Origin of the sequence: Methylobacterium sp. WL19 (genome assembly GCF_008040005.1) — a bacterium.
GTDB lineage: Bacteria > Pseudomonadota > Alphaproteobacteria > Rhizobiales > Beijerinckiaceae > Methylobacterium > Methylobacterium bullatum.
Genome location: NZ_VRVC01000064.1, coordinates 1 through 22,767 on the forward strand (window position 1 = coordinate 1; position 22,767 = coordinate 22,767).

At 67.1% G+C, this 22,767-nt stretch carries 22 protein-coding genes; 10 read left to right on the forward strand and 12 right to left on the reverse strand.

Translation table 11 applies throughout. The annotated features are described in order from the left end of the window. The 3 genes from FV220_RS13915 to FV220_RS13925 all read right to left on the reverse strand — a co-directional run. On the reverse strand, window positions 1-338 hold a 338-nt coding region (locus FV220_RS13915; protein ID WP_281406092.1), incomplete at its 3' end, for an Ada metal-binding domain-containing protein. Between the two features lie 61 nt (window positions 339-399). Beyond that, window positions 400-1,959 carry a PepSY-associated TM helix domain-containing protein gene (locus FV220_RS13920; protein WP_210245949.1) on the reverse strand — a complete coding sequence of 520 codons (1,560 nt, stop codon included), beginning with the start codon at window positions 1,957-1,959 and terminating at the stop codon, window positions 400-402. Between the two features lie 71 nt (window positions 1,960-2,030). Next, window positions 2,031-4,274: a TonB-dependent siderophore receptor gene (locus FV220_RS13925; protein WP_246689464.1), complete on the reverse strand. Its 2,244-nt coding sequence runs from the start codon at window positions 4,272-4,274 to the stop codon at window positions 2,031-2,033. A gap of 601 nt (window positions 4,275-4,875) precedes the next feature. On the opposite strand from FV220_RS13925, the gene oxlT reads away from it, so the two are divergent. Both oxlT and FV220_RS13935 read left to right on the forward strand, forming a co-directional pair. Then, complete coding sequence (gene oxlT / locus FV220_RS13930) at window positions 4,876-6,195, forward strand: oxalate/formate MFS antiporter (RefSeq protein ID WP_147832081.1); 1,320 nt, start codon at window positions 4,876-4,878, stop codon at window positions 6,193-6,195. Between the two features lie 89 nt (window positions 6,196-6,284). Further along, a complete protein-coding gene (locus FV220_RS13935; protein ID WP_056147533.1) occupies window positions 6,285-6,470 on the forward strand; it encodes a hypothetical protein in 186 nt (61 codons plus the stop codon). Window positions 6,471-6,547: 77 nt separating this feature from the next. Here FV220_RS13935 and FV220_RS13940 read toward each other — a convergent pair whose 3' ends face one another. From FV220_RS13940 to FV220_RS13970, 7 genes are all read right to left on the reverse strand, one after another. Further along, on the reverse strand, window positions 6,548-8,221 hold the full coding sequence (locus tag FV220_RS13940) for a methyl-accepting chemotaxis protein (RefSeq protein ID WP_147832083.1): 1,674 nt from the start codon (window positions 8,219-8,221) through the stop codon (window positions 6,548-6,550). A gap of 289 nt (window positions 8,222-8,510) precedes the next feature. After that, window positions 8,511-9,335, reverse strand: a complete 825-nt coding sequence (panB, locus tag FV220_RS13945; protein ID WP_018041911.1) for a 3-methyl-2-oxobutanoate hydroxymethyltransferase — start codon at window positions 9,333-9,335, stop codon at window positions 8,511-8,513. 341 nt (window positions 9,336-9,676) lie between these two features. Continuing rightward, window positions 9,677-10,396, reverse strand: a complete 720-nt coding sequence (locus tag FV220_RS13950) for a cytochrome c biogenesis protein CcdA (RefSeq protein ID WP_147832085.1) — start codon at window positions 10,394-10,396, stop codon at window positions 9,677-9,679. 50 nt (window positions 10,397-10,446) lie between these two features. Continuing rightward, window positions 10,447-10,830, reverse strand: coding sequence for a thioredoxin family protein (locus FV220_RS13955; protein WP_147832087.1), 384 nt, complete (start codon window positions 10,828-10,830; stop codon window positions 10,447-10,449). Between the two features lie 132 nt (window positions 10,831-10,962). Next, window positions 10,963-11,568 (reverse strand): rhodanese-like domain-containing protein, encoded by a 606-nt coding sequence (locus FV220_RS13960; RefSeq protein WP_187273419.1) that lies wholly within the window; start codon window positions 11,566-11,568, stop codon window positions 10,963-10,965. A gap of 8 nt (window positions 11,569-11,576) precedes the next feature. Beyond that, window positions 11,577-12,422 carry a quinoprotein dehydrogenase-associated SoxYZ-like carrier gene (locus FV220_RS13965; RefSeq protein ID WP_056147515.1) on the reverse strand — a complete coding sequence of 282 codons (846 nt, stop codon included), beginning with the start codon at window positions 12,420-12,422 and terminating at the stop codon, window positions 11,577-11,579. A 35-nt stretch (window positions 12,423-12,457) separates the two neighbouring features. Further along, window positions 12,458-13,405, reverse strand: a complete 948-nt coding sequence (locus tag FV220_RS13970) for a quinoprotein relay system zinc metallohydrolase 2 (RefSeq protein ID WP_246689463.1) — start codon at window positions 13,403-13,405, stop codon at window positions 12,458-12,460. A gap of 190 nt (window positions 13,406-13,595) precedes the next feature. On the opposite strand from FV220_RS13970, the gene FV220_RS13975 reads away from it, so the two are divergent. From FV220_RS13975 to FV220_RS14000, 5 genes are all read left to right on the forward strand, one after another. Next, a complete protein-coding gene (locus FV220_RS13975; protein WP_056147512.1) occupies window positions 13,596-14,210 on the forward strand; it encodes a TetR/AcrR family transcriptional regulator in 615 nt (204 codons plus the stop codon). A gap of 51 nt (window positions 14,211-14,261) precedes the next feature. Beyond that, window positions 14,262-15,248 (forward strand): GTP-binding protein, encoded by a 987-nt coding sequence (locus FV220_RS13980; RefSeq protein WP_056147509.1) that lies wholly within the window; start codon window positions 14,262-14,264, stop codon window positions 15,246-15,248. 75 nt (window positions 15,249-15,323) lie between these two features. Continuing rightward, a complete protein-coding gene (locus tag FV220_RS13985) occupies window positions 15,324-15,560 on the forward strand; it encodes a hypothetical protein (protein ID WP_147832089.1) in 237 nt (78 codons plus the stop codon). A gap of 34 nt (window positions 15,561-15,594) precedes the next feature. Then, window positions 15,595-15,825 (forward strand): hypothetical protein, encoded by a 231-nt coding sequence (locus tag FV220_RS26130; protein WP_082473253.1) that lies wholly within the window; start codon window positions 15,595-15,597, stop codon window positions 15,823-15,825. 330 nt (window positions 15,826-16,155) lie between these two features. Next, the gene (locus FV220_RS14000) at window positions 16,156-16,377 is read left to right on the forward strand and encodes a hypothetical protein (RefSeq protein WP_056147507.1); all 222 of its coding nucleotides are present in this window, start codon (window positions 16,156-16,158) and stop codon (window positions 16,375-16,377) included. Window positions 16,378-16,452: 75 nt separating this feature from the next. Here FV220_RS14000 and FV220_RS14005 read toward each other — a convergent pair whose 3' ends face one another. After that, complete coding sequence (locus FV220_RS14005) at window positions 16,453-18,144, reverse strand: methyl-accepting chemotaxis protein (RefSeq protein ID WP_147832091.1); 1,692 nt, start codon at window positions 18,142-18,144, stop codon at window positions 16,453-16,455. Between the two features lie 490 nt (window positions 18,145-18,634). On the opposite strand from FV220_RS14005, the gene FV220_RS14010 reads away from it, so the two are divergent. The 3 genes from FV220_RS14010 to murC are packed head-to-tail and all read left to right on the forward strand — an operon-like array spanning window position 18,635 to window position 22,369. Continuing rightward, complete coding sequence (locus FV220_RS14010) at window positions 18,635-19,801, forward strand: putative peptidoglycan glycosyltransferase FtsW (protein WP_018041921.1); 1,167 nt, start codon at window positions 18,635-18,637, stop codon at window positions 19,799-19,801. Next, window positions 19,798-20,907, forward strand: coding sequence for an undecaprenyldiphospho-muramoylpentapeptide beta-N-acetylglucosaminyltransferase (gene murG / locus FV220_RS14015; protein WP_147832092.1), 1,110 nt, complete (start codon window positions 19,798-19,800; stop codon window positions 20,905-20,907). The genes FV220_RS14010 and murG overlap by 4 nt, the downstream gene beginning before the upstream one ends. Before the next feature lie 55 nt (window positions 20,908-20,962). Continuing rightward, window positions 20,963-22,369 carry a UDP-N-acetylmuramate--L-alanine ligase gene (gene murC, locus FV220_RS14020; RefSeq protein WP_018041923.1) on the forward strand — a complete coding sequence of 469 codons (1,407 nt, stop codon included), beginning with the start codon at window positions 20,963-20,965 and terminating at the stop codon, window positions 22,367-22,369. 7 nt (window positions 22,370-22,376) lie between these two features. On the opposite strand, the gene FV220_RS14025 is transcribed toward murC, so the two are convergent. Then, window positions 22,377-22,766 carry a helix-turn-helix transcriptional regulator gene (locus FV220_RS14025; RefSeq protein ID WP_056147501.1) on the reverse strand — a complete coding sequence of 130 codons (390 nt, stop codon included), beginning with the start codon at window positions 22,764-22,766 and terminating at the stop codon, window positions 22,377-22,379. Window position 22,767 lies beyond the last annotated feature (1 nt).

Sequence of the window (22,767 nt, forward strand, 5' to 3'; positions counted from 1 at the left end):
CGCGCGGCGAGGCTCGGCTCGTCGGGCCGGCAGCGTTTGCAGGCGCGAAAGCCGGCCGCCTCCGCCTCGGCGCAGGTGGCGTGAAAGCTCACATTCTCGGGTCGCGGCGCACGCGCCGCGCAGCTCGGCCGGCAATAGATTCCCGTGGTGCGCACCGCATAGACGAAGCGGCCGTCCGCAGTCCCGTCGCGGGAGGCGAGGGCGGCCCATCTCTCCGCGTCGCCGGCCTCGGAAACGGAGAGGGCCTCCGGAGAGGAGGTGGATTCGCGGACGGACACCGGGGCGATCTCCTCATCGGGCGAGGCGTGCGCGGATGGGGCGCCGTCTCCTCCCGTCATCCTGGCCCGGAGCGCCGGGGATCGCATCCCGGTTCTTGCTCCGGCTTTCGCTTATCCGGTGTCAGGCGGTCCTCGGCGCGCCGACGGGGGCGGATTTCGTGCGCGTGCGGGTCTGGAACCGCGCCACCTTGCGGGCAACGAGCGCGAACAGCCCCGCGAGCGCCATCATGGCCGCATCGAACCAGAGGAAGCGCGGGTCGTGCCGCAGCAGGGCGCTTGGGCCGGGCGCGGCGGCGGCGGCGAGGTCCACCAGGGCCACGGCGAGGAACAGGGCGGCGGTGACGAGGGCCATCTCCCGCCACGCGGCCCGGTGAGGCCGGAACAGCGGAACCACGGCCATCACGATCCAGGCCGCGAAGAAGGCCCGGACCTCCCAGTCGAGGCGGCCCTCGAGGCCGCGAGGGAGGATCCGGTTGGCGAGGAAATACACCGCGATTCCCGCCGGCAGGCCGATGACGGTGCCGATGTTGAGGGCCTGCACCACGCGAAGGCCGAGGAGCGCGGTCTCGCCCGGTTTCGGCAGCCGGGCGACGGACCACAGGATCAGGCCGCTCGCCACCATGACGCATCCCATCAGGCCGCAGAGGAAGAACAGGATGCGCAGGGCCGGCCCGGCGAAATGGGCCTCGTGCAGGCCGACCATGGTGGTGAAGGTCTTGGCCGCCGGCTTCAGCCCGCCCTGCAGGATCTCGACGATCTCGCCGGTGGTGCCGTCGAAGGCGATCTGCGGATGCTGGTGGGCGAGCCCGTGCGGCTCCTCGAAAATGGCGATCACGGTGGCCCCGGCATCGCCCGGATTGACGATGGACAGGCGCTCCAGCGGTTCGTGGATCGTCGCCACGGCACGGGCGACCATCGGGGCGATGGGTGCCAGGGTTCCGGGCCGGCCGAGGGGCGGGCGCTGCGTCGTGATCTGGGATGTCTCGGCGTAGAAGCGCGTCGCATCGCCCTTGTACGCGGCGGTGACGCCCCAGGGCATGTACATCATCGCCAGGGTGACGATGCCCGTATAGGTGATCATCAGGTGGAACGGCAGTGCCAGCACGCCGGTGACGTTGTGCGCGTCGAGCCAGCCGCGCTGGGCCGACTTGTCCCGGCGCAGGGTGAAGAAATCGGCGAAGATCCGGCGGTGGGTGACGATGCCACTGATGAGCGCCACCAGCATCACCATCGCGCAGATGCCGACGATCCAGCGCCCCCAGAGCGGCGGCATGTGCAGCTCGAAATGGAAGCGGTAGAGGAAGTCGCCGCCCCTGGTCTTCCGGAAGGAGGCCGGCTCGCCGGTGTGCCCGTCGAGCTGGACGATGCTCGGAGGCGCCCCCGGCTTCGTCCGCCAGAACAGGTCGATGATCGGCCGGTCCGGCTGCGGCAGGCCGATGGACCAGGACCGCGCGCCCACGGCGTGCGCCTGGAGATGGGCGATCCCGATCTCCGCCGCGCGGGGCAGGTCGAGGGCGGTCCCCGCCGATTCCCGGCGCAGTTCCGGCTGCATCCAGGCCGTGATGTCGGTGCGGTAGTAGCTCGCCGTCCCGGTGACGAAGACGGCGAACAGCACCCAGCCGACCACGAGGCCGGACCAGGCGTGCAGCCAGGCCATGGATTGGCGAAGGCCGTTCTTCATGCCGCACATCCTCCAGGCATGTCGTTCTCGAGCGGTCTCGGCCGAGGCGCGGGCGGGCGCGAAGCCATGATCTACCAGCGATACCGGAGCGTCGCGAGTACGGTGCGCGGCGCGCCGTACCAGCACCAGGCCTGGAAGGCGCAGGATTGCACGTAGGTCTCGTCGAGGAGGTTCTGGGCGTTGACCTGCAACTGCACGCCCTTCAGGTTCGGCGACAGGTAGCTGAAGTCATAAGATGCCACGGCGTCGACGACGAGGTTCGCCGGCACCTTGATGCTGTTGGCGGCGTCACCCTGCGAGCCCCCGAGATAGCGGAAGCCGCCACCGAAGCCGAGGCCGGCGAACAATCCCGTGCGGACCTGATAGTTGCCGAAGAGGGAGACCGTGGTGTCCGGCACCTGGATCGGGCGCAGGCCGAGAAGCTCCACATTTTGCCCGGTGGTTTCATTTAGCGTCTTGCTGGTCCCCGCCGAATTGACGGCATCAATTAGGGAGAAGCCGCCGATGACGGTGAGGTTCTCGGTGATGTTGGCCCGCGCCTCGAACTCGACGCCCTGAACGCTCACTTCGCCGGTCTGTACCGAGAAGGTCTGTCTGCCTGGCACGGGGTCGGGCGAGAGGGAGTTCTGGCGCTTAATGTCGAAGGCAGCCGCCGTGAGCAGGATGTCGGTTCCCGGGGGCTGATACTTCACCCCGGCCTCGAACTGCCGACTCGTGATCGGGTCGGGCAGGCGGCCGAAGGTCGGATTCCCGTTATAGATCTGCCCCGATACCAGTGGCTCGAAAGCCTCCGAATAGCTCACATAGGGGGCGATGCCGCTGTCGAAGAGGTAGAGCAGGCTCGCCCGACCCGTGAAGGCTTCGCTCGGCGCGTCCTGGCTGCTGACGACCTTGCCCGCCAGGTCTCGGGTGGGACCGGTCTGGCTCGCCCAGTCGTAACGTCCGCCGAGAGTGAGCGTCAGCCGGTCGATCTTGAGTTGGTCCTGGAAATAGATCCCGGTCTGCTGTGACGTGATGTCGGTGTGGCCCGAGAAAGCCGGGAAGGAAGCCTCAACACCGTAGACCGGATTAAGAAGGTCGAGCGAGGGGGCATCCACGAAAGGCGTGCCGTAGGTCTTCGTATAGAGCGTCTGGTGATCGAGGCCGACGAGGACGGTATGAGCGATCGGGCCGGTCTCGAAATTGGCCACGAGATTATTGTCGTTGGTGAAGGCATCGATCGCCACGTTCGTGCCGCCCATGGAACGGTTCAGGAACCGGCCGCCCCAGCCGAGATTGTTTTTGGTCGAGTCGTAGAGGCTGCGGTAATCGCCGAGGGTGCGCAGGAAGCGACCCGACGAGTGGACGCGGATCCCATCGTCGAAACGATGATCGAAGATATAGGTCGCCGAGGCCTGGGTGCGGTCGGAGCGCTCGATGTTCGGGTCGCCGTCGTAGAAGTTGCGCGGCAGGCGGCCGAGCGGTCCGTTGGCGACACCGAAATTCGACGGGAACAGCGTCCCCTTGGCGGGCAGGGCGCCGTAATAGCCGGAATAAGGGTCGCGCTGGTACAGGCCGATGACCGTCAGCGAGGTGTCGGCGGACGGACGCCACGTCACGCTTGGGTTGATGAAGCTGCGCTCGATAGAGGTGGTCTTGGCCGGGCCATCGGCGTTCCAGCCCGCCGCGATGATGCGGTAGGCGAACTGGTCCGCGAGGACGCTGTGGCCCTCGATCGGGCCGCCGACATCGACGCCGCCGCGCACGGTGTTGTAATCGCCGCCCTGGATGAAGATTTCGCCGTGGCGGACGAAGGACGGCACCTTGCTGACGAGGTTGACGATGCCGCCCGGACCCGACTGCCCGTAGAGGACCGAGGCCGGCCCCTTGATGATGTCCACGCGCTCCAGCCGGAACGGATCGACGGACGGGCCGGCGTCACGGTTGCCGGGTAGGCGCATGCCGTCGAGGAAGAGGGGGGCCTGGAAGCCGCGGATCAGGAACTGTTCGAGGCGCGTCGAGCCGGAGCCGCCGCGTTGCTCGGTGGTCACGCTCGGCGTGTAACGCAGGGCCTGATTGACGGTGAGCGCGTTCTGATCCTCGATCTGCTTGCGGGAAATGACAGAAATCGACTGGGCGGTTTCGAGAATAGGGGTGTCCGTCTTGGTTCCGACGACGCTTCGCGTGGCTGTATAGCCTCTCACCGGGCCGACGGGGCCGCCGGCATCCGCGCCCGATGCGCTCGGACGTCCACCGGCGCCATCGACCGACAAGGTATCGAGGGTCACCGCGTGGTCCGCGCCCTGCGCCGAGACCTGCGCCGAGACCTGCGCCATGACGGGTTTCGACAGAACCGCCAGGACGGCCACGCTCGACAGCATGGCAAGGAGGACACGACCGCGAACGGACGAGACCGCGGCTTGGCCGCGATGATTGAGCGAGAGTTGATTCAAGGCGGAACCCAATTTGCCAGGACTTGATGAGTTCAGAGGCGTTACAAAGAACGACTGATCTCTAATTCGTGTTCTGCATTCTTCTGGCGAAGAAGGTAATATGCATGCAAGTGCTATCTTCTGGAATTAGTATGGATCTAAAGTGGGATTTTATACTTCCGGTGGTGCCGAGTCGTCTGCCCCGGTGAAGTGATTTTGGACCCTGATCGAGGCTCTGCGCTCTGCTTCGTCTGGCTTGTGGGACCGCCCGCGGATTGCGTGTCCGGACGGCCGTCTCCGATTTGGTGATGAAGCGGGAGCGCCGTTTCGACGTGGAGCGTGACCGTCGCGCAACATTCCCGTATCGCTGCCCCGGTGTCGCCCTCCACGCACGAGCGAGCCTGAATTTTAATCCGTGGTATATCGTATGCCTTGAATTTTGATGCATGATGGCCGGAGCGACGCCACGCATCACCAAGCAAGAATGGATTTAGGGATGGCACCAATGGATACCGCGACGGAACGCCAGGACCCGCCGTCGGCCAAATGGCGGCAACTCGCCTTCGGCGTCCTCTGCATGGCGATGATCGCCAACCTGCAATATGGCTGGACCCTCTTCGTCGATCCCATCGACGCCAAGTTCCATTGGGGCCGGGCGGCGATCCAGTTCGCCTTCACGATCTTCGTCGCCACCGAGACCTGGCTGGTACCGGTGGAGGCCTGGTTCGTCGACCGCTACGGCCCGCGCATCGTGGTCTGTTTCGGCGGCGTGATGATCGCGCTCGCTTGGCTCATCAACTCCCAGGCCTCGTCCCTGTGGATGCTCTACGGCGCGGCGGTGGTGGGCGGCATCGGGGCCGGGTCGGTCTACGGCACCTGCGTCGGCAACGCCCTGAAATGGTTTCCGCATCGGCGCGGCCTCGCGGCCGGCGCCACGGCGGCCGGCTTCGGTGCCGGCGCCGCGGTGACGGTGGTGCCGATCGCCAAGATGATCGCCAGCAGCGGCTACCAGGACGCCTTCCTGTATTTCGGCCTCGGCCAGGGCGCCATCGTGGTCCTGCTGTCGTTCCTGCTGCGCAAGCCCTCCGTCGCGGTGCCGATGCAGCGCAAGAGCCTGCGCCTGCCCCAGACCAAGGTCGACCGCACGCCGCGCGAGGTGGTGCGCACCCCCGTCTTCTGGGTGATGTACGCGATCTTCGTCATGGTGGCCTCGGGCGGCCTGATGGCGGCGGCGCAGATCGCGCCCATCGCCCATGACTTCAAGGTCGCCGACGTGCCCGTCAGCCTGTTCGGCCTGCAGATGGCGGCGCTCACCTTCGCCATCTCGCTGGACCGGATCTTCGACGGGTTCGGGCGTCCGTTCTTCGGTTTCGTCTCCGACACGATCGGGCGCGAGAACACGATGTTCATCGCCTTCGCGACGGCCGCCGCCGCGATCGTCCTGCTCCTCGGCTACGGCACCAACCCGCTGGTCTTCGTGTTCTCGACGGCGATCTATTTCGGCGTCTTCGGCGAGATCTACTCGCTGTTCCCGGCCACCTGCGGCGACACGTTCGGCTCCACCTTCGCCACCACCAATGCCGGCCTGCTCTACACCGCCAAGGGAACGGCCTCGTTCCTCGTGCCGGTGGCGAGCGTCATTTCGGCAACCTACGGCTGGTCGGCGGTGTTCTCGATCATCATCGGGCTGAACGTGGCGGCGGCGGCCCTGGCGATGTTCGTGCTCCGTCCGATGCGGGCGCGCTATCTCGCGCAAGGCCCGGCGGTCGCTCCGGACACGATGGAGGAATCCGGCCCCGCCCGCCTCGCACGGACATCCGTCTGATCCGTCCGGATCGCGTCACCGGTCCGGCCTCAGCAGACCCGGCCCCCGGGGAGGGGCCGGGACTATCCCCCGACCCTTCGAGGACCGTCATGCACCTTCCCGCCATCCTGGCGCTCCAGACCGTTCCCTTCGCCGGCCTGATACTGGCCGGCAAAGAGGACAGGGACCTGTTCACGGTCGTCTATATCGCGGTCCTCGGGCTCATCCTGGCCCTCGACATCCTGCTCGGCGGCACTTCTGAGATTGCCACGGCCTTCGGAGGCGGGGTCCGATAGGGACACCCCCGCCCGGTCTCACTCCGGAACGCCGCTCCGAGTAGATGGGCGACGGTCCGCGTTCCATTCCTGTCGGGTCAGGCGGCGCGGATGGTCGAGAGGAAGCGTGAGACCTCCGCGCCGAGATGCTCGGACTGGCGCGACAGTTCGGAGGCGGCGGACAATACCTGTCCGGCCGCCATCCCGGTCTCCTCCGAGGCCTGCGCCACACCGGCGATGTTGCCGGTCACCTCGTTGGTGCCCGCCGATGCCTGGGCGACGTTGCGGACGATCTCCTGCGTCGCCGCCCCCTGCTGCTCCACCGCGGCGGCGATCGAGGCCGCCATGTCGTCGATCTCGCGGATCCGCCCGGTGATGCCGCCGATCGCCATCACGGCCTGAGCGGTGACGCCCTGCACCTCGCCGATCTGGCGGCCGATTTCCTCGGTCGCCTTGGCGGTCTGGGCGGCGAGGGCCTTCACCTCGCTCGCCACCACCGCGAAGCCCCGCCCCGCCACGCCGGCACGCGCCGCCTCGATCGTGGCATTGAGCGCCAGCAGGTTGGTCTGGCTGGCGATGGTCGAGATCATGCCCACCATGTCGCCGATCCGGGCCGACGTGGTTTGCAGGGCCTGGACCAGATGCACGGTCTGGTCGGCCTCGCCCACGGCCGATTGAGCGAGCATGGCCGAGCCGGACACCTGGCGACCGATCTCCTGCACCGACGAGCCCAATTCCTCGGCCGCCGCCGCGACCGTGTTGACGTTGGTGGCGGCCTCCTCGGCGGCCGCCGCGACGGTGGAGGACTGGGCCGCCGTCTCGTTGGCGCTGGCGGTCATCTGCTGGGCAGTGGCCTGGAGTTCGGTGGCCGATGAGGACACGGTCCCGACGATACCGCCGACGGCACGCTCGAAGCCGTCCGCCAGCTCGATCATCGTGCGCTTGCGCTCGGCCGCCGCAGCCTCGTCCGCCCGGCGCTTGATCTCGAATTCCTCGGCGGCCTTGCGGGCGACCATGGCCTTGATGCCCTCGACGGCCTTGCCGACGGCGCCGATCTCGTCACCACGGGCGGCTTCCTTGATCTCCGCATCGATCTCACCCCGGGCCATGCGCTGAAGAACGCTGACGAGGTTGCCGAGCGGGCGGATGACATGCGCGATGATCGTATAGACACCGTACGCAATGGTAACCGCGGCCAGACCGAGCGCGGCCAGCAAGGTGAGCCGCGTCCAACCGGACGTCGCCTCGGAGCGCTGGTATTCCGCCTCCGCCTCATGCACCTGCAGCGTGGCCAGTTTCGTCAGTATCGGGTTGGTGGCCTGCAGGCCTTTCAGCAAGTCCACATGCGTCGTCTCGAATTCCGAACCGCCCCCGGCAGCGATGCGCTTGAGGATCTCGGCCATGATGACGGCGTTCCCGTCGATCCGCCCCTGCAGATCCTTGGCGAGGATCTCCTCTTCCGGTGTGAGGTATGTCGCCAGATAGGCCGACCATTGCGTGGTGATGTTCGAGAGGTCTCGCTCGATCTTCTCCCTGGCCTGGGCCGGGTCGATCTGCCGGCCGCGCAACGCGCGCGAGACGTTGGTCAGGTCGTCATAGGAATCCCGGATGACGATGAATTGCCGGAGGGGGATGACACGATCGTCGAAGGTGGTTTTGAGGCTTTGGTGACTCCAATGCAAAGCAAGGTTAGCGATGCCCGACGTCGCCAGGAGAACCAGCCCGATACAAGCCAGAAGTGCTACAAGCCTCAGCTTGATCGTCATCTTCATTGTGAATGCTTTCAAATTATGCAGATTGGGTGTCGTGGATCCACAAATTGGTCCACAGCATCATTCAAGACGCTCAAACTCTATGCAAATTGCTTATAATCTTCTAAAAACTCTCGTTCAGGCGATGAACAATAAGTGTTCTGCGTCAATTTGGCGTCATGGGAAAACGGGCGGCGGCACAGCCTGACGCCGTCTACCCGCGAGCCTTCGACAATGGGTTCGGCGCGACATCGGCCCCGCTCGCAGGCGTCCGGCAACGAGCGAGCCCGAGGCGGTATGCCGATCTCGCTCAGTTGGGCTGGTAGGTGTGCTCGTCCGCCGGGAAGCGGCCGGCGCGGACCTCTTCGGCATAGGCCTCCACGGCGCCCTCGATCTGCCCGCGCAGGGAGCCGAAGCGCTTGACGAATTTCGGCACCCTGTCGCTCAGGCCCAGCATGTCTTCGAGGACGAGGATCTGGCCGTCGCAGGCGGTGGAGGCGCCGATGCCGATGGTCACCGTGGTGATGGAGGGGGTCGTGGCGATGGCGCGGGCCACCGGTTCGACGATGCCCTCGAGCACGATGGCGAAGGCGCCCGCGTCGCTGATCGCCTGGGCGTCCTGCATCAGCTTGCGCTCGCCGTCCTCGCCGCGTCCTTGCACGCGGAACCCGCCCATCGTGTTCACGGATTGGGGGGTGAGGCCGATATGGCCCATCACCGGGATGCCCCGTTCCACGAGAAAAGAGACCGTCTCGGCGAAACGCGCGCCGCCCTCCATCTTGATCGCTCCGGCGCCGGTCTCCTTCAGCACGCGGGCGGCGCTCATGAAGGCCTGCTGCGGGCTCGCCTCGTAGGAGCCGAACGGCATGTCCACCACGATGAGAGCCCTGGAGGTGCCGCGGATCACGGCCTGGGCCTGGACGATCATCATCTCCAGGGTCACCGGCAGGGTCGTCTCCATCCCGTGCATGACCATGCCGAGGGAATCGCCCACCAGGATGAAGTCGCAATGGGGATCGAGGATGCTGGCGGTGTGGGCGTGGTAGGCCGTCAGCGCGATGATCTTGGCGCCTTCGGCCTTGCGCTTGGCGAGGTCGACAGCGCGGATGCGGCGTGACTGAACGACTTGCGACATCGATCTCAACCCAGTTCGCCGGCGGCGCGAAGGCCGGGGGCATGTCGGGGATGTCTATACGCTCGGAATGCCGAAATCACGCGCCGAGATGACGGTCGCGGGCGAGTGTATGCAAAGAATTCGGAGAGGCTGACTGATCTTATGCTGACGACGTGGCGATGGCGTCGCCTGTCGTCGCAACCCTTGCCGGGCGTTTCCTCCCTAGACGTCGGGCCGTCTCCGGTGGCTTTATTCTGCCACAATCGGAGCCGTGTCAACGGGTGACTTTAGTCCATAAGCCCCTGATGGTGCTGAATTCGTCGGCACGTCGCGGTCTTCCGCATGGGGCTGCGTGGTATACCTCAGAAACGGGTGGTCAGGGCGGTCAGCCAGTCCGGCGAGGCCGTCACGAGGGCCGTCTCGAGACGCTTGTCGAGCCCCGTCAGAATCGCGAGCCCGGTGAGCACGAGGACGAGTCCGAGCGCGGCCTTGAGGCCCGTGCCGGCCCGCATCATCCGCGCCCGCCACGCCATCAGCACCCGTCGCGACAGCAGGCCGAGGCCGAGCAGGGGCAGGGCCGCGCCGAGGCCGAAGACCAGCATGGTGAGGGCGACCTGCGCCAGGTCCTTTCCCTGCGCGGCGAGGAGGGACGCGGCGCCCAGGGTCGGCCCCACGCAGGGGCTCCACACCGCCCCGAGCAGAAGGCCGACCGTGAACTGGCCCGCGAGGCCGGTGGTCGCGATGTCCCCGAAGCGTCGCTCCACCCGGTCGCTGAGAGGGCCGCCCGCGGCGGCGAGACGGATCTGCAAGGCGGGCACGATGAGGACGATTCCGACGAGTACGAGCAGGAGCGCCGCCACCGGGCGGAGGACGTCGCCGTCGATACCGAGGCTGAATCCCACCGTCGCCACGATCAGGCCGAGCGCCACGAAGGACATGGCGAGCCCGCCCGCCAGGGCCGCCGGCCCGAAACGGTGCTCGGAAGCCGCCGCACCGAGGACGATGGGAAGCAGCGGCAGCACGCAGGGGGAGAGGATGGTGAGCAGGCCGGCGAGGAAGGCGAGGCCGAGCGAGGCATTCATGGAAGGGACGTGTTCATGACAGGGATGCCCGCTGGATTCCCGGCGCCGCTCTAAAGGGCCTTCTCCACCAGCGCCTCGATCCATTCGCCCTGCGTCTCGCCCACGGAACGGCCGACCTCCTCGCGTCCCTTGAAGACAATGAGCGTGCTCTGCATGCGGGCATCGAACCGGCGCATGAGCGCCTTCTGCGTGTCGAAGTCGATCTCGTAGATCGCCAGATCCTTGAAGCGCGGCTGTTCGGAGAGAGCCTTCAGGAGCGGCCGCTGCGCCTTGCAGATCGGGCACCACGGGGCGGTCACCTCCACGATGACCGGCCGGCCGGCGCCTTGAGCGGCGGCGAAGGCCGCCTCGTCGAACGGTTCGGCCGCCGAGGCACCGTAGGGGGCGGCGGCGAGGAGAGCCGTCGTGAGGAGGAGGGCGCGACGGCTGATCATCGGGACTGTCTCGACAGTGAGGTGTGCGCGGCGTGGGGAACCGGCCTCGCTACCGAGGCCGGTTCCCCACGCCCGTCTTTATCGCTGCGCCTCACCGGCGGGCGTCTACCTTTGCGCCTCGCCGGCGGGTTTTTATCTTTGTGCCTCGCCGGCGGGCTTGGCGGCCCAGGCGGCGTCGACCTTCAGGATCGTGGTGTCGTGCCTGTCCTGCCAGCCCTCGACGCCGTCGGCGAACCAGTAGACGCGGGTATAGCCGTTCTGGATGAGGCGCTTGCCGGCATTCCAGCTGCCCCAGCATTCGGGATGGCAGAAGGTGACCACCGGCTTCGTCTTGTCGCCACCGGTGAGGTCGGCGACGCGGGCGAGGAACTGCGCCTCCCGCGCCGGCTCCATGGGCGCCGCGCCGGCGCCGGGCATCCAGACGCTGCCGGGAATCGAGCGGTGGGCGGGCAGCCACGGCCGGTCGGTGGGGAAGCCCACCGGCTTCTGGTCGGCCATGGCCACGTCGATCATCACCGGTTTCTCGGCGGCGACCAGCCTGTCCAGGGCGTCGATATCGACCACCGACGCCCCCGTCAGGGTCTTGGGGGTGTAGGCCTTCGGCGGCCCGGTCCAGAACCCATCGGGCTCCGGCACGTTCACGGGCGAATCGGCGGGGCTCGCCGCCCAGGCCGGTGCTCCCGACAGGGCGGCGAGGGCGATGGCTGCGGCTCCGAACAGTCGGATCATGCGCGGCATCCTCCTCATCAGTTGCTCGGGGTCGGCGTGTTGAAGCTGTGTTCCCAGCGGCCCTGCTGGTTGTCCGTGGCCACCACCTTGATCGGACCCTTGGCGTCGGGCGCGAGGGCGAAATTGATCACCGGGTTCGACGCGATGGAGATGTCGCCGTTCATGGAGAAGACGAGCTTGCCGTTCGAGGAGACGTCGAGCGTGTTGATGTAGCGGGCCGGCGTGTAGTCGCGGGTGATCTGGTTCATCTGCATCCCGCTGAAATTCGGGTGACGGACCATCAGCGTCGCCTCCGTGGGCTTGCCCTGGCCGCCCTCGGCGAACTTCATCTTCATGTCGCCGGCTCCCTTCAGGGCCTCCTCGTCGCTCATCCCCATGGGGGCGGAACAGCCGCCCGAGGCTTTGACGAATTTCACGGCCTCGTAGAGCTTGCCGTCCTTGGTTTCGGCCACGGCATGGACGTTGGTGTAGTTGTTGATCCGCACCCGGAGCTTGACCTCGCTTGGGTCGGCGGCGGGGCCGAAGGTGATGTGGGCGGCATAGGGCGAGGGATTGTCGTCGATGATGAGGTGAACGGCGGCGATCCTGTTCTTCTCCGGCATCATCAGGGTGATCGGCACCAGGGAGGCGTCGAGGGCGCGCGGCGGGGCGTCGACCTTGATGAGCGCGTCGGTCGGCTCGATCGTGCGGTCGCCGAAGATGGATTTGGCAATGTCCCGCCAGCGCTCCAGCCGCTCCGCATCGGTGTCGCTGGAGCCGGCGGCGAGGGCGGAGCCGCCCATCAGCATGGCGGCGGACAGGCACAGGGCGGCGGTGAAGGACCGCTTGGTCGCGGAGATCGGTGTCGGCGCGTGGGTGGTCATGGCGTCTCTCCTCGTCGTGATGATGTGGCGCTGGCTCATTCCCACTCAAGCTCCTTGTAGGCCTGAGTGACGTTGCGGCCGTTATAGGTGTCGAACAGGACCCATTTCTCGCGCTCCGACCGGCCGATACTGTCGATCGCCTTGTCGATGGGTTGATCGGCGGCGATGGCCTTGCGGGTCTCGTCGCGGAGCATTGTGAGGTAGCGCGTCAGGTCGGCGAAGGCGGGCGCGGCATCGACCAGGGTCGGGCCATGGCCGGGTACGGCCTTCGTCGCCCCCAGTCCGGTCAGTGTCTCGACCTCCTTCAGCCAGCCCAGCAGGCTGCCGTCGAGGGACGGAATCCTCGTGACGAACAGGAGATCGGCCGGGAACAGGATGCCCGTCCGGGCATCGACCATGGAGAGGTCGCAATTGGTATGGGCGGTGCCGTGCGCCGTGAAGCGCAGGCTCCGTCCGCCGAGGTCGATCTCGGCCGTGTCGGCCACCTCCATCGTCGGGTAGACCGCCGATCCGGCCCTGTCGGCCCCGAGGATCTCCACGAGGCGCGTCCTGTAGAAGTCGCCCCGCGAATCGAGGGCCGACCGCAGGGCGTGGTGGCCGATGAAGACCGGCTTGTCCTGCGCGAAGGCCTGCGCGCCGAAGCAATGGTCGGGATGGACATGGGTCAGCACCACGTGGCTCACCGGCTTCGACGTGCGTTTCGCGATCTCGGCGCGCAGCCATTCGCCATCGGCGAGGCTGCCGCCGGATTCGGTCACGAGCACGGAGTTCTCGCCGATGACGAAGCCGATATTGGCGATGGCGTCGCCGTTCTCAGGCGTCGCCTCGGCATCGAGGCCGCGCCGCATGAAGATGCCCGGCCCGACTTCCTCCATGGTGAAGGAGTCCGCCGCCCGGCCGATTCTCGGCACGCAGCACAGGCACAGCCCGCCGAACAGAGCGGCGCGGCGCGTGGCCAGGCTCCGCAGAGGCTGCGGAATCATGGCATATCCTGCGACGATCGCCCGGCGAAGCGACCTTTCATGAATTATCCTCCCGTTTTTATGGCTACCATCTAGTAGGTAGATTTGTGCCGCCGTCAACGGCATAAGTGCTGACGCGCGAAGTGCGTGCATCACGCCTTCGTGCCCCTCTCCCCGGTTCCGCGAAGCCCCCGACCATGATCGACCGACCATGAGAGACACCAGAGCGGAGCTGCTGGCCCAGGCCGAGATCCTGGTACGGGGCCGGGGCTATTCCGGTTTCAGCTATGGCGACCTCGCCGAGGCGGTGAGCATCCGCAAGGCGAGCATCCATCACCATTTCCGCACGAAGACCGACCTCGCCCTCGCTCTGGTGGAGGCCTACGACGCCCGCTACGACGCGGCGCTCGCCGCCATCGTCGCGGCCCAGCCGGACGCGATCGCGCGGATCGAGGCCTATGGCCGGCACTATCTCACCGGGGTCGAGGATGGGCTCGGCTGTCTCTGCGCCGTGCTCGCCATCGAGAGGGACACGCTGCCGGACGCCCTGCGCGCCGAGCTCGCCCGGTTCTTCGACAAGCACATCGCCTGGCTGGAGCGGGTTCTGGCCGAGGGCTGCGCCGACGGGAGCTTGCGCCCCGGTCTCGATCCGGCCGCCACGGCCCGGATGGTGGTGGCGACCCTGGAGGGCGCGCTCATGCTGGAGCGGCTGCTCGCCGGATCGGCCGGCTTCCGCCTCACCCTGGCGGCCTTGTGCGACAGTCTCAGGCCCCCTCGGATCGGGGGACCGAACGCTCTTTCATCGGAGCGGGGTGATACAATATAACAGCCACCATACAGCTGACGCGGCCCCCCCCGCGAACCCGAAGAGCCTCGCATGTCCGACAGCCCGACCACCGCCTCGCAAAAAATCCCCGTGACCGTGCTCACCGGCTATCTCGGAGCCGGCAAGACCACGCTGCTCAACCGCATCCTCACCGAGAACCACGGCAAGCGCTACGCCGTCATCGTCAACGAGTTCGGCGAGATCGGCATCGACAACGACCTCGTCATCGGCGCCGACGAGGAAGTGTTCGAGATGAACAACGGCTGCGTCTGCTGCACCGTGCGCGGCGACCTCATCCGCATCATGGACGGCCTCGTGAAACGGCGCGGCAAGTTCGACGCGATCATCGTGGAGACCACCGGCCTCGCCGACCCGGCGCCCGTGGCCCAGACCTTCTTCATCGACGAGGATGTGGGCGCCGCCGCTCGCCTCGACGCGGTGGTGACGGTGGCCGACGCCAAGTGGCTCGCCGACCGGCTCAAGGACGCGCCCGAGGCCAAGAACCAGATCGCCTTCGCGGACGTGATCCTGCTCAACAAGGCCGACCTCGTGGAGCCCGCCGACCTCGACCGCGTCGAGGGCCTGATCCGCTCCATCAACCCCTATGCCAAGGTCCACCGCACCAGCCGCTGCGACGTCGCCCTCGACCAGGTGCTGGACCGCAACGCCTTCGACCTCTCGCGCATCCTCGATATCGAGCCCGACTTCCTCGAAGAGGGCCACCACCATCACCATGACGACGAGATGCAGTCGGTCTCGGCCAGGATCGACGGCCCGGTGGACCCCGAGAAGTTCATGCCCTGGATCTCGACCCTGACCCAGGTCCAGGGGCCGGACATCCTGCGCTGCAAGGGCATCGTGGCCTTCCCGAACGAGCCCAAGCGCTTCGTCTTCCAGGGCGTCCACCAGATCCTCGACGGCGACCTCCAGGGGCCGTGGAAGGACGGCGAGGCCCGCGTCTCCCGCGTGGTCTTCATCGGCCGCAAGCTCGATCCGCAGGCGATCCGCGAAGGATTCTACGATTGCAAGGCGGCCTGACGGGCCTCGTCCGGAATCGAACCGATCGGGGGCGGGCGCATTGTCCGCCCGTCTCCTTTTCACCCGGATGTCCCGATGACCTTGCGCTTGGCCTTCGCCTCCCTCCTCGCGCTGACGGTGGCGGTTCCCTTGGGAAGCGTGGCGCTCTCCACACCGGTGGCGGCGAAATATTCCATGGATCGCGAGAAGCGCTTCGGCGGGATGTGCAAGCCGCCGCTGAAATTCGCGGCCGGGGCCTGCGTCAAGCGGTGCCCCGCCGGTTATCGCGACACCGGCCGGGGCTATTGCCGCTTCAAGAACATGAACCGCTGAGATCCGTCCGCTCGTCTCTCGGACGGAACCGCCGATGACGGTGTCCTTTGCCCGATGGGCACTCCTGGCGGTCCTCTTGCCACTCGGTACCCCTGCGCTGTCCGCTCCCCGGGGAACGGCGCAATCCGCGAGCCAAGAAGAGCGGTTCCGCAGCATGTGCGAGCCGCCGCTTAAGCTTGCGGCCGGTGCCTGCGTCCGGGAATGCCCGGCCGGCTATCGCGACAGCGGTCTCGGCTATTGCAGCTTTCAGCGCATGAGCGACTGAGGGCCTCTTCGATCTGATTTCTCAGCGGATGCTCCTGCCAAAGTCGATCATCCCAGCAGACCACCTCATCCTGAGGTGCCGGAGCGTAGCGGAGGCCTCGAAGGAGCCCTCCAGTTGCCGCGCGATCCCTGGAAGGCTCCTTCGAGGCCGCTCCGCGGCACCTCAGGATGAGGTAAGGCCTTGGAAAAACACCCCAACCAGACTCTATGCGATCTGTCGGATGAGAGCGATTCTCCACGCCGGATCACGCTCGGCCATCTCGTCCGAACAGTCTTGACCCAGTCGCCAAGGTAGCGGCGAGTTGCTGAACCCTTCTCGATCGGAACCGCGATGATCCTGCGCCTTGCCTGCTTCACCGTTCTTCTGTTCGCGGTGTCCATTCCCACGGTTGCGATGGCCGGTCCGGCGCAGGATTACGAGTTCCGGCCGCGGAGCGTCCGCAATGCCTGTCGCCCGCCGCTGAAATTCGCGGCCGGCGCCTGCGTCCGCCGTTGCCCCGCCGGCTACCGCGACAACGGCTCGACCTGCGGGTTCAAGTCGATGCGGCGGTGAGCGGGTTCGCAGAACCCTCTACCGGTTCTGCTACCTGAAGCCTGCGATATGTCATAGGCCCGAGGTGGAAGGAGGTCAGGCGGCCTTCACCCCGGCCAGGAACGCCGACACTTCGTGGCCGAGGTTCTCGGAGTAGCGCGACAATTCCCTCGCCGCGCCGAGCACCTGGGTCGCGGCGGCCCCGGTCGAACTCGCTCCGATACGGACGTTCGAGATGTTGCTCGTCACCTCCTGGGTGCCTTGCGCGGCTTCCTGCACGTTGCGGGCGATCTCGCGGGTGGCGGCTCCCTGCTGCTCCATCGCGGCGGCGATGCCGTTGGAATAGGCCGACATGTCGGTGATGGACTTGCCGATGCGGGTGATGTCGGACACGACCTCGCCGGTCGCGCCCTGGATCTCGCCGATCTTGGTCCGGATGTCCTCGGTGGCCCTGGCCGTCTGCCCGGCGAGTTCCTTCACCTCCGTGGCGACCACCGCGAAGCCGCGCCCCGCCTCGCCCGCGCGCGCCGCCTCGATGGTCGCGTTCAGGGCGAGCAGGTTGGTCTGGCCGGCGATGGTCGAGATCATGGCCACGACATCGGTGATGCTGTCGGCGACCTCGGTCAGCTTCTTCACGTTGGCCTCGGTCCGGCGGGTTTCGGCCACGGCCTGTTGGGCCATGTCGGAGGATTGGGTCGCCTGGGTCACGATTTCCTGGATCGACGCGGACATCTCCTCGCTGGCGGCGGCGACCGTATGGACGTTGGCGGAGGTCTCCTCCGCCGCGCTCGCCACCGTGGACGCCTGCTGGATCGATTGGTCGGCGGTCGCCGACAGGGACTGGGCGGTGGCCTCCATTTCGGTGGCGGCGCCCGCCAGCCCCTGGGTCAGGGCCGAGACATTGGCCTCGAACCGGGCGGTCAGGTCGCTGAGGGCGTCGGCCCGGCGCATCTTGGCCTGGTTCTCCGCCGCCTGCTCCCCCGCCATCCGGCGCGCGTCGATGGCATTGCGTTTGAACACTTCCAGGGCGCGTGCGAGCAGGCCGATCTCGTCCTTGCGCTCGGTGCCCTCGACGGTCACGTCGAGATCACCCGAGGCGAGCCGGCTCATGGAAGCCGTCATGCCCTTCACCGGGCGGGAAACCCCCAGCACGACGATGGCGCCGGCGATCGCCATGGCCGACAGGAGACCGCTCGTGGCGGACGTGATCAGCAGAAGCGACGCCGACGCGGCAATCTGATCCGCGTGGTCGGCGCCTTCCTTCAGCTCCTTGTCGATCACCGCGATCCGCTCCGAGATATGTTCGCGCAACTTCGCACGAAGGGGGGCTGCCTCCTTCTGCGCGATGTCCGTTCCCCTCTGCAGGTCGTTCTTCAGTCCGGCTTCCGTCGAGCGGGCCAGGATGGCGAAGTAGGCGTCCAGGGCGTCCCGCATTGTCGCGTTCCGCGCCACGCGTTCCGGCGTGTCGGCCAATTTCGCGAGGCCGGCCTGGGCGTCCCGCGCCGATTTGATGGCCGAATCCTGCCTGACCTTGTAGCCGTCCATTTTCTTGGCATCCTGTTCCAGCAGGATGTTGCGGTTCTGAACCGTCGCTTCGGTGACGCCGATCTGCAGGGTCAGGGCATGGTTCTGCCGGGCGGACTGGATCTTCACGATCTCCTGCGTCTGGTCGGCGATCCGGCCCATGGAATAGCGCGCGTAGGCCACGAGCCCCGCAGAGATCGCAGCCGTCAGGACCAGCGGGATGATGATCTTGACCAGAAGGCTGAGGTTGTTGAACGACTTCATCGAACCGATACCCAAAGGGGGAGGTGTGAACGGATGCTGACATCTTGCAAGAGGATGTCATAAGGAAGTATTAATTGAATTACTATGTATCATGTTTGATGCATGCTGTCGGTAATGTTCAGCAATGCATCGTATTGATCCCGTATTTTACCGTATATTACGACCGATGCTAAGACAACGAGCGGCGTGGGATCGCATCCGGGCGCTGGATTCAAGTGCAATCCCGAGCAACCACCGATGATCCGCCGGGCGCGCCGAGGCATTCGATCCTCGTGATCTGCCGCATCGTCTCGGGGACGATGGACTTCGCCGGCGGGGGCGGCCTTCGATGCCGATGATCTCGGCCGGCCATGCCCGTTGACGGAACGAGGCGAACGCAAGGATTGGTTTACCATTCCGGCACAGGATCGAATCCGAGCCGGCTTGACGCTGCCGGCGGCTGTCGGCTGCTCGTTCCGGGCGCCGTAAGGCTCACGGAGAGCGACGCCCCATGATGTCCCGCGCGGAACGCACGCCCCTGACCGACTGGTGGTGGACCGTCGATCGCGGCCTGCTTGCCGGCCTCACCGCCCTGATGGTGGCCGGCCTCGTCTTCCTCATGGGCGGCGGACCGCCGGTGGCCGAGAAGATCGGCCTGCCGACCTTCCACTTCCTCAACCGGCAGGCGATGTACCTCGCCCCGACGATCCTCATCATCGTCGCGGTGTCGTTCCTGTCCCTGCGCCATATCCGGCGCGTGGCCCTGGCCACCTGGATCGTCGGCGTCACCCTCTGCATCCTCGCCGGCAAGTTCGGGCCGGAGATCAAGGGCGCGCATCGCTGGATCCAGTTCGGCCCCTTCGGCCTGCAGCCCTCGGAATTCGTGAAGCCCGCCTTCGTGGTCGTCGCCGCCTGGGCCTTCTCCGAGGGTGCGCAGCGCCGCGACATGCCCGGCGGCCTGCTGGCGATCCTGCTCCTGCCCGTCACCATCGTGCCGCTGATCCTGCAACCGGATTTCGGCCAGACCATGCTGATCACCATCGTCTGGTGCTCGCTCTTCTTCGTGGCGGGCCTGCACTGGTTCTGGGTCGCCGGCCTCGGCGTGGCCGGCCTCGTCGGCGTCGGCGTCGCCTACCAGTTCCTGCACCACGTGCGCGAGCGCATCACCCGCTTCCTCGACAAGGATTCCGGCGACAGCTTCCAGGAATACTGGGCGCGCGAATCGTTCAATTCCGGCGGCTGGTTCGGCACCGGCCCGGGGGAGGGCGTCGCCAAGCGCCACCTGCCCGACGCCCATACCGACTTCATCTTCTCGGTGACCGGCGAGGAATTCGGCGTCCTCGTCTGCCTCGGCCTCGTCTGCCTCTTCGCCTATATCGTCATGCGCGGGCTGAAGCTGGCGCGACGCACCGACGACACCTTCTCGCGCCTGGCCATCACCGGGCTGACCACCCTGTTCGGCCTGCAGGCCTGCATCAACATGGCGGTGAACGTGCGGCTGATGCCGGCCAAGGGCATGACCCTCCCCTTCGTCTCCTATGGCGGCTCCTCGCTGATCTCCCTGGCGCTCGGCATGGGCTTCCTCGTGGCGCTCACCCGCAAGCGGCCGCGCATGTCGACCCTGAGCCAGAAGCCCCCGGGCACCGCGCCCGCCACGGTCGCCGGAGTGATGCGGTGACCGTGCGGACAGCCACCATCCTGCTCTGTGCCGGCGGCACGGGCGGCCACCTCTTCCCGGCCGAGAGCCTCGCCCATGCCCTGCGCGCGCGGGGTGTGCGCGTGGTGCTCGCCACCGACGCCCGCGTCGATTCCATCGCCGGCGAGTTTCCGGCTTCCGAGATCGTCACCATCGCCTCGGCGACCCCGTCCGGCCGCTCCATCGTCAAGCGGGCGGGGGCGCTCCTCACCCTCGGGCGCGGCTTCGGCGTGGCGGCGCGCGAGATCCGGCGCATCGACCCGGCCGCCATCGTGGGCTTCGGCGGCTATCCCACGGTGCCGCCGGTTCTCGCCGGGCAGATCCTACGGGTGCCGACGGTCCTGCACGAGCAGAACGCCGTGATGGGGCGCGCCAACGCCTTCCTGGCGCGGGGCGCGCGCGCCATCGCCACCGGTTTCAGGCAAGTGCGCGGCATCCCCCCGAAGGCCACGGCCCCGCGCACCCATACCGGCAATCCCCTGCGCCCCGCCGTGCTCACGGCGGCCGAGACCCCCTATCCCTCCTTGGGCGAGGCCGATGGCCTGCATCTCCTCGTCTTCGGCGGCAGCCAGGGGGCGGCGGTGATGGGGCAGGTGGTGCCCAAAGCCATCGCCCAGCTGCCCGCCGACCTCCGCGCCCGGCTGACGCTGGTGCAGCAGGTGCGGGCGGAAGACCTCACCGAGGTCCAGAATCTCTACCTGTCTCTCGGCCTCGCCGGTCTCGAGACGGCGCCGTTCTTCAAGGACCTGCCCGCCCGCATGGCCCGTAGCCATCTGGTCATCGGACGCTCCGGCGCCTCCACCGTGTCGGAACTCGCCGCCATGGGCCGGCCGTCGATCCTGGTGCCGTTGCCCGGCGCCCTCGACCAGGACCAGGCCGCCAATGCCGCGACCCTCGCCGGCATCGGCGCCGCGCTCGCCATCCAGCAGAGCGCCTTCACCCCCGACCGCCTCACGGCCGAGCTCCTCGACCTCTTCACCCATCCGGCAAAATTGACCGAAGCGGCCGCAGCCGCCAAAAGCGCGGGCATCCACGATGCCGCCGAGCGGTTGGCCGATGTCGTCCTCGAGACGGCGGCCCGCACCTGATTCCGAGCCGGGGCGCTCTCACGCGCTCCGCGACACGACGAGACTGGTTCACACCATGAAGCTGCCCGACAAGCTCGGCCCCATCCATTTCATCGGCATCGGCGGCATCGGCATGTCCGGCATCGCCGAGGTCATGTCGAACCTCGGCTATACCGTCCAGGGGTCGGACGCCAACGACAACGCCAACGTCCGGCGCCTGGCCGAGAAGGGCATGAAGACCTTCATCGGGCACGCCGCGCAGAACGTCGAGGAGGCCGCCCTCGTGGTGGTCTCCACGGCGATCCGGCGCGACAATCCCGAGCTCATCGCCGCCCGCGAGCGCCGCCTGCCGGTGGTGCGCCGGGCCGAGATGCTGGCCGAGCTGATGCGCTTCAAATCCTGCGTCGCCATCGCCGGCACGCATGGCAAGACCACCACGACGTCGCTGGTGGCGACGCTGCTCGACGCCGGCAACATGGACCCCACCGTCATCAACGGCGGCATCATCAACGCCTACGGCACCAATGCCCGCATGGGCGAGGGCGAGTGGATGGTGGTGGAGGCCGACGAATCCGACGGCACCTTCCTGAAGCTGCCCGCCGATGTCGCCATCGTCACCAATATCGACCCCGAGCATCTCGACCATTTCGGCTCGTTCGAGGCGGTGAAGGACGCGTTCCGGCGCTTCATCGACAACATCCCCTTCTATGGCTTCGCCGTCATGTGCATCGACCATCCGGTGGTGCAGGACCTCGTCGGCCATATCGAGGATCGCCGCATCATCACCTACGGCGAGAACCCGCAGGCCGATGTCCGCCTCATCGACGTGGACCTGCGCGGCGGCCAGAGCCGCTTCCGCGTCATGATCCGCGACCGCCGACCCGGCTTCCGCATGGAGATGGAGGATCTGGTCCTTCCCATGCCGGGCAAGCACAATGCGTTGAACGCCACCGCGGCCCTCGCCGTCGCGCACGAGCTCGGCGTCGAGCCCGAGGCCATCCGCAAGGCGCTGGCCGGGTTCGGCGGCGTCAAGCGCCGCTTCACCAAGACCGGAGAATGGAACGGCGCGCTGATCTTCGACGATTACGGACACCATCCGGTGGAGATCAAGGCGGTGCTGAAGGCCGCCCGCGCCTCCACCGAGGGCAACGTCGTCGCCATCGTCCAGCCGCACCGCTACACCCGGCTCGCCTCGCTGTTCGACGATTTCTGCACATGTTTCAACGATGCCGACACGGTCATCGTCGCCCCCGTCTACGCGGCGGGCGAAGCGCCGATCGAGGGCATGGACCGCGACGGCCTCGTCTCGGGCCTGAAGTCGCGCGGCCACCGAGACGCCATCGCGCTCCAGCGCTCCGAAGATCTCGCCGGTCTCGTGGCGACCCGCGCCAAGCCCGGCGATTACGTCGTGTGCCTGGGGGCCGGCAACATCACGCAATGGGCCTACGCCCTGCCGGGCGAATTGGCGGCGTTGCAGGGGTGAGCCCCGCTCAGATCACCGGTGCGGCCGGGACGAGGTCTTCCAGGTCGACGCCGAGCGCGTCGGCCAGTGAGCGAAGGACGACGATGTCGCTCGTCCCGGTGCCGTCCTCAATGGCCGTCAGATCCGCGTGTGAAATGCCGCTGCGTGCCGCAAGTTCGGTCGTCGACAGGCCACGTCGTGCGCGCCAGAAGGCGAGCGGAGACGGTGCGTGGCGCAAGGCATCGAGATCGGCTTCATTCAGCAACTCGTCCTCGCCGGAAGCGAGCCGGGTCTGCGACGTGACCAATGTCTGCAGGTCCGATGCATCCTCGGCCAAAGCGGCCAGCCGCTCGAACTCGGCTTCGGGCATGATGACGATGGATTCGCCGGACGGTGTCTGCGTGCGCACGATGGTCATG

What these genes read in the sequence shown, in the direction of transcription:
- FV220_RS13920 (WP_210245949.1), bottom strand. Translation starts at nt 1,959, where the DNA reads ATGAAGAACGGCCTTCGCCAATCCATGGCCTGGCTGCACGCCTGGTCC.
- FV220_RS13925 (WP_246689464.1), bottom strand. Translation starts at nt 4,274, where the DNA reads ATGGCGCAGGTCTCGGCGCAGGTCTCGGCGCAGGGCGCGGACCACGCG.
- oxlT (WP_147832081.1), top strand. Translation starts at nt 4,876, where the DNA reads ATGGATACCGCGACGGAACGCCAGGACCCGCCGTCGGCCAAATGGCGG.
- FV220_RS13935 (WP_056147533.1), top strand. Translation starts at nt 6,285, where the DNA reads ATGCACCTTCCCGCCATCCTGGCGCTCCAGACCGTTCCCTTCGCCGGC.
- FV220_RS13940 (WP_147832083.1), bottom strand. Translation starts at nt 8,221, where the DNA reads ATGAAGATGACGATCAAGCTGAGGCTTGTAGCACTTCTGGCTTGTATC.
- panB (WP_018041911.1), bottom strand. Translation starts at nt 9,335, where the DNA reads ATGTCGCAAGTCGTTCAGTCACGCCGCATCCGCGCTGTCGACCTCGCC.
- FV220_RS13950 (WP_147832085.1), bottom strand. Translation starts at nt 10,396, where the DNA reads ATGAATGCCTCGCTCGGCCTCGCCTTCCTCGCCGGCCTGCTCACCATC.
- FV220_RS13955 (WP_147832087.1), bottom strand. Translation starts at nt 10,830, where the DNA reads ATGATCAGCCGTCGCGCCCTCCTCCTCACGACGGCTCTCCTCGCCGCC.
- FV220_RS13960 (WP_187273419.1), bottom strand. Translation starts at nt 11,568, where the DNA reads ATGCCGCGCATGATCCGACTGTTCGGAGCCGCAGCCATCGCCCTCGCC.
- FV220_RS13965 (WP_056147515.1), bottom strand. Translation starts at nt 12,422, where the DNA reads ATGACCACCCACGCGCCGACACCGATCTCCGCGACCAAGCGGTCCTTC.
- FV220_RS13970 (WP_246689463.1), bottom strand. Translation starts at nt 13,405, where the DNA reads ATGATTCCGCAGCCTCTGCGGAGCCTGGCCACGCGCCGCGCCGCTCTG.
- FV220_RS13975 (WP_056147512.1), top strand. Translation starts at nt 13,596, where the DNA reads ATGAGAGACACCAGAGCGGAGCTGCTGGCCCAGGCCGAGATCCTGGTA.
- FV220_RS13980 (WP_056147509.1), top strand. Translation starts at nt 14,262, where the DNA reads ATGTCCGACAGCCCGACCACCGCCTCGCAAAAAATCCCCGTGACCGTG.
- FV220_RS13985 (WP_147832089.1), top strand. Translation starts at nt 15,324, where the DNA reads ATGACCTTGCGCTTGGCCTTCGCCTCCCTCCTCGCGCTGACGGTGGCG.
- FV220_RS26130 (WP_082473253.1), top strand. Translation starts at nt 15,595, where the DNA reads ATGACGGTGTCCTTTGCCCGATGGGCACTCCTGGCGGTCCTCTTGCCA.
- FV220_RS14000 (WP_056147507.1), top strand. Translation starts at nt 16,156, where the DNA reads ATGATCCTGCGCCTTGCCTGCTTCACCGTTCTTCTGTTCGCGGTGTCC.
- FV220_RS14005 (WP_147832091.1), bottom strand. Translation starts at nt 18,144, where the DNA reads ATGAAGTCGTTCAACAACCTCAGCCTTCTGGTCAAGATCATCATCCCG.
- FV220_RS14010 (WP_018041921.1), top strand. Translation starts at nt 18,635, where the DNA reads ATGATGTCCCGCGCGGAACGCACGCCCCTGACCGACTGGTGGTGGACC.
- murC (WP_018041923.1), top strand. Translation starts at nt 20,963, where the DNA reads ATGAAGCTGCCCGACAAGCTCGGCCCCATCCATTTCATCGGCATCGGC.
- FV220_RS14025 (WP_056147501.1), bottom strand. Translation starts at nt 22,766, where the DNA reads ATGACCATCGTGCGCACGCAGACACCGTCCGGCGAATCCATCGTCATC.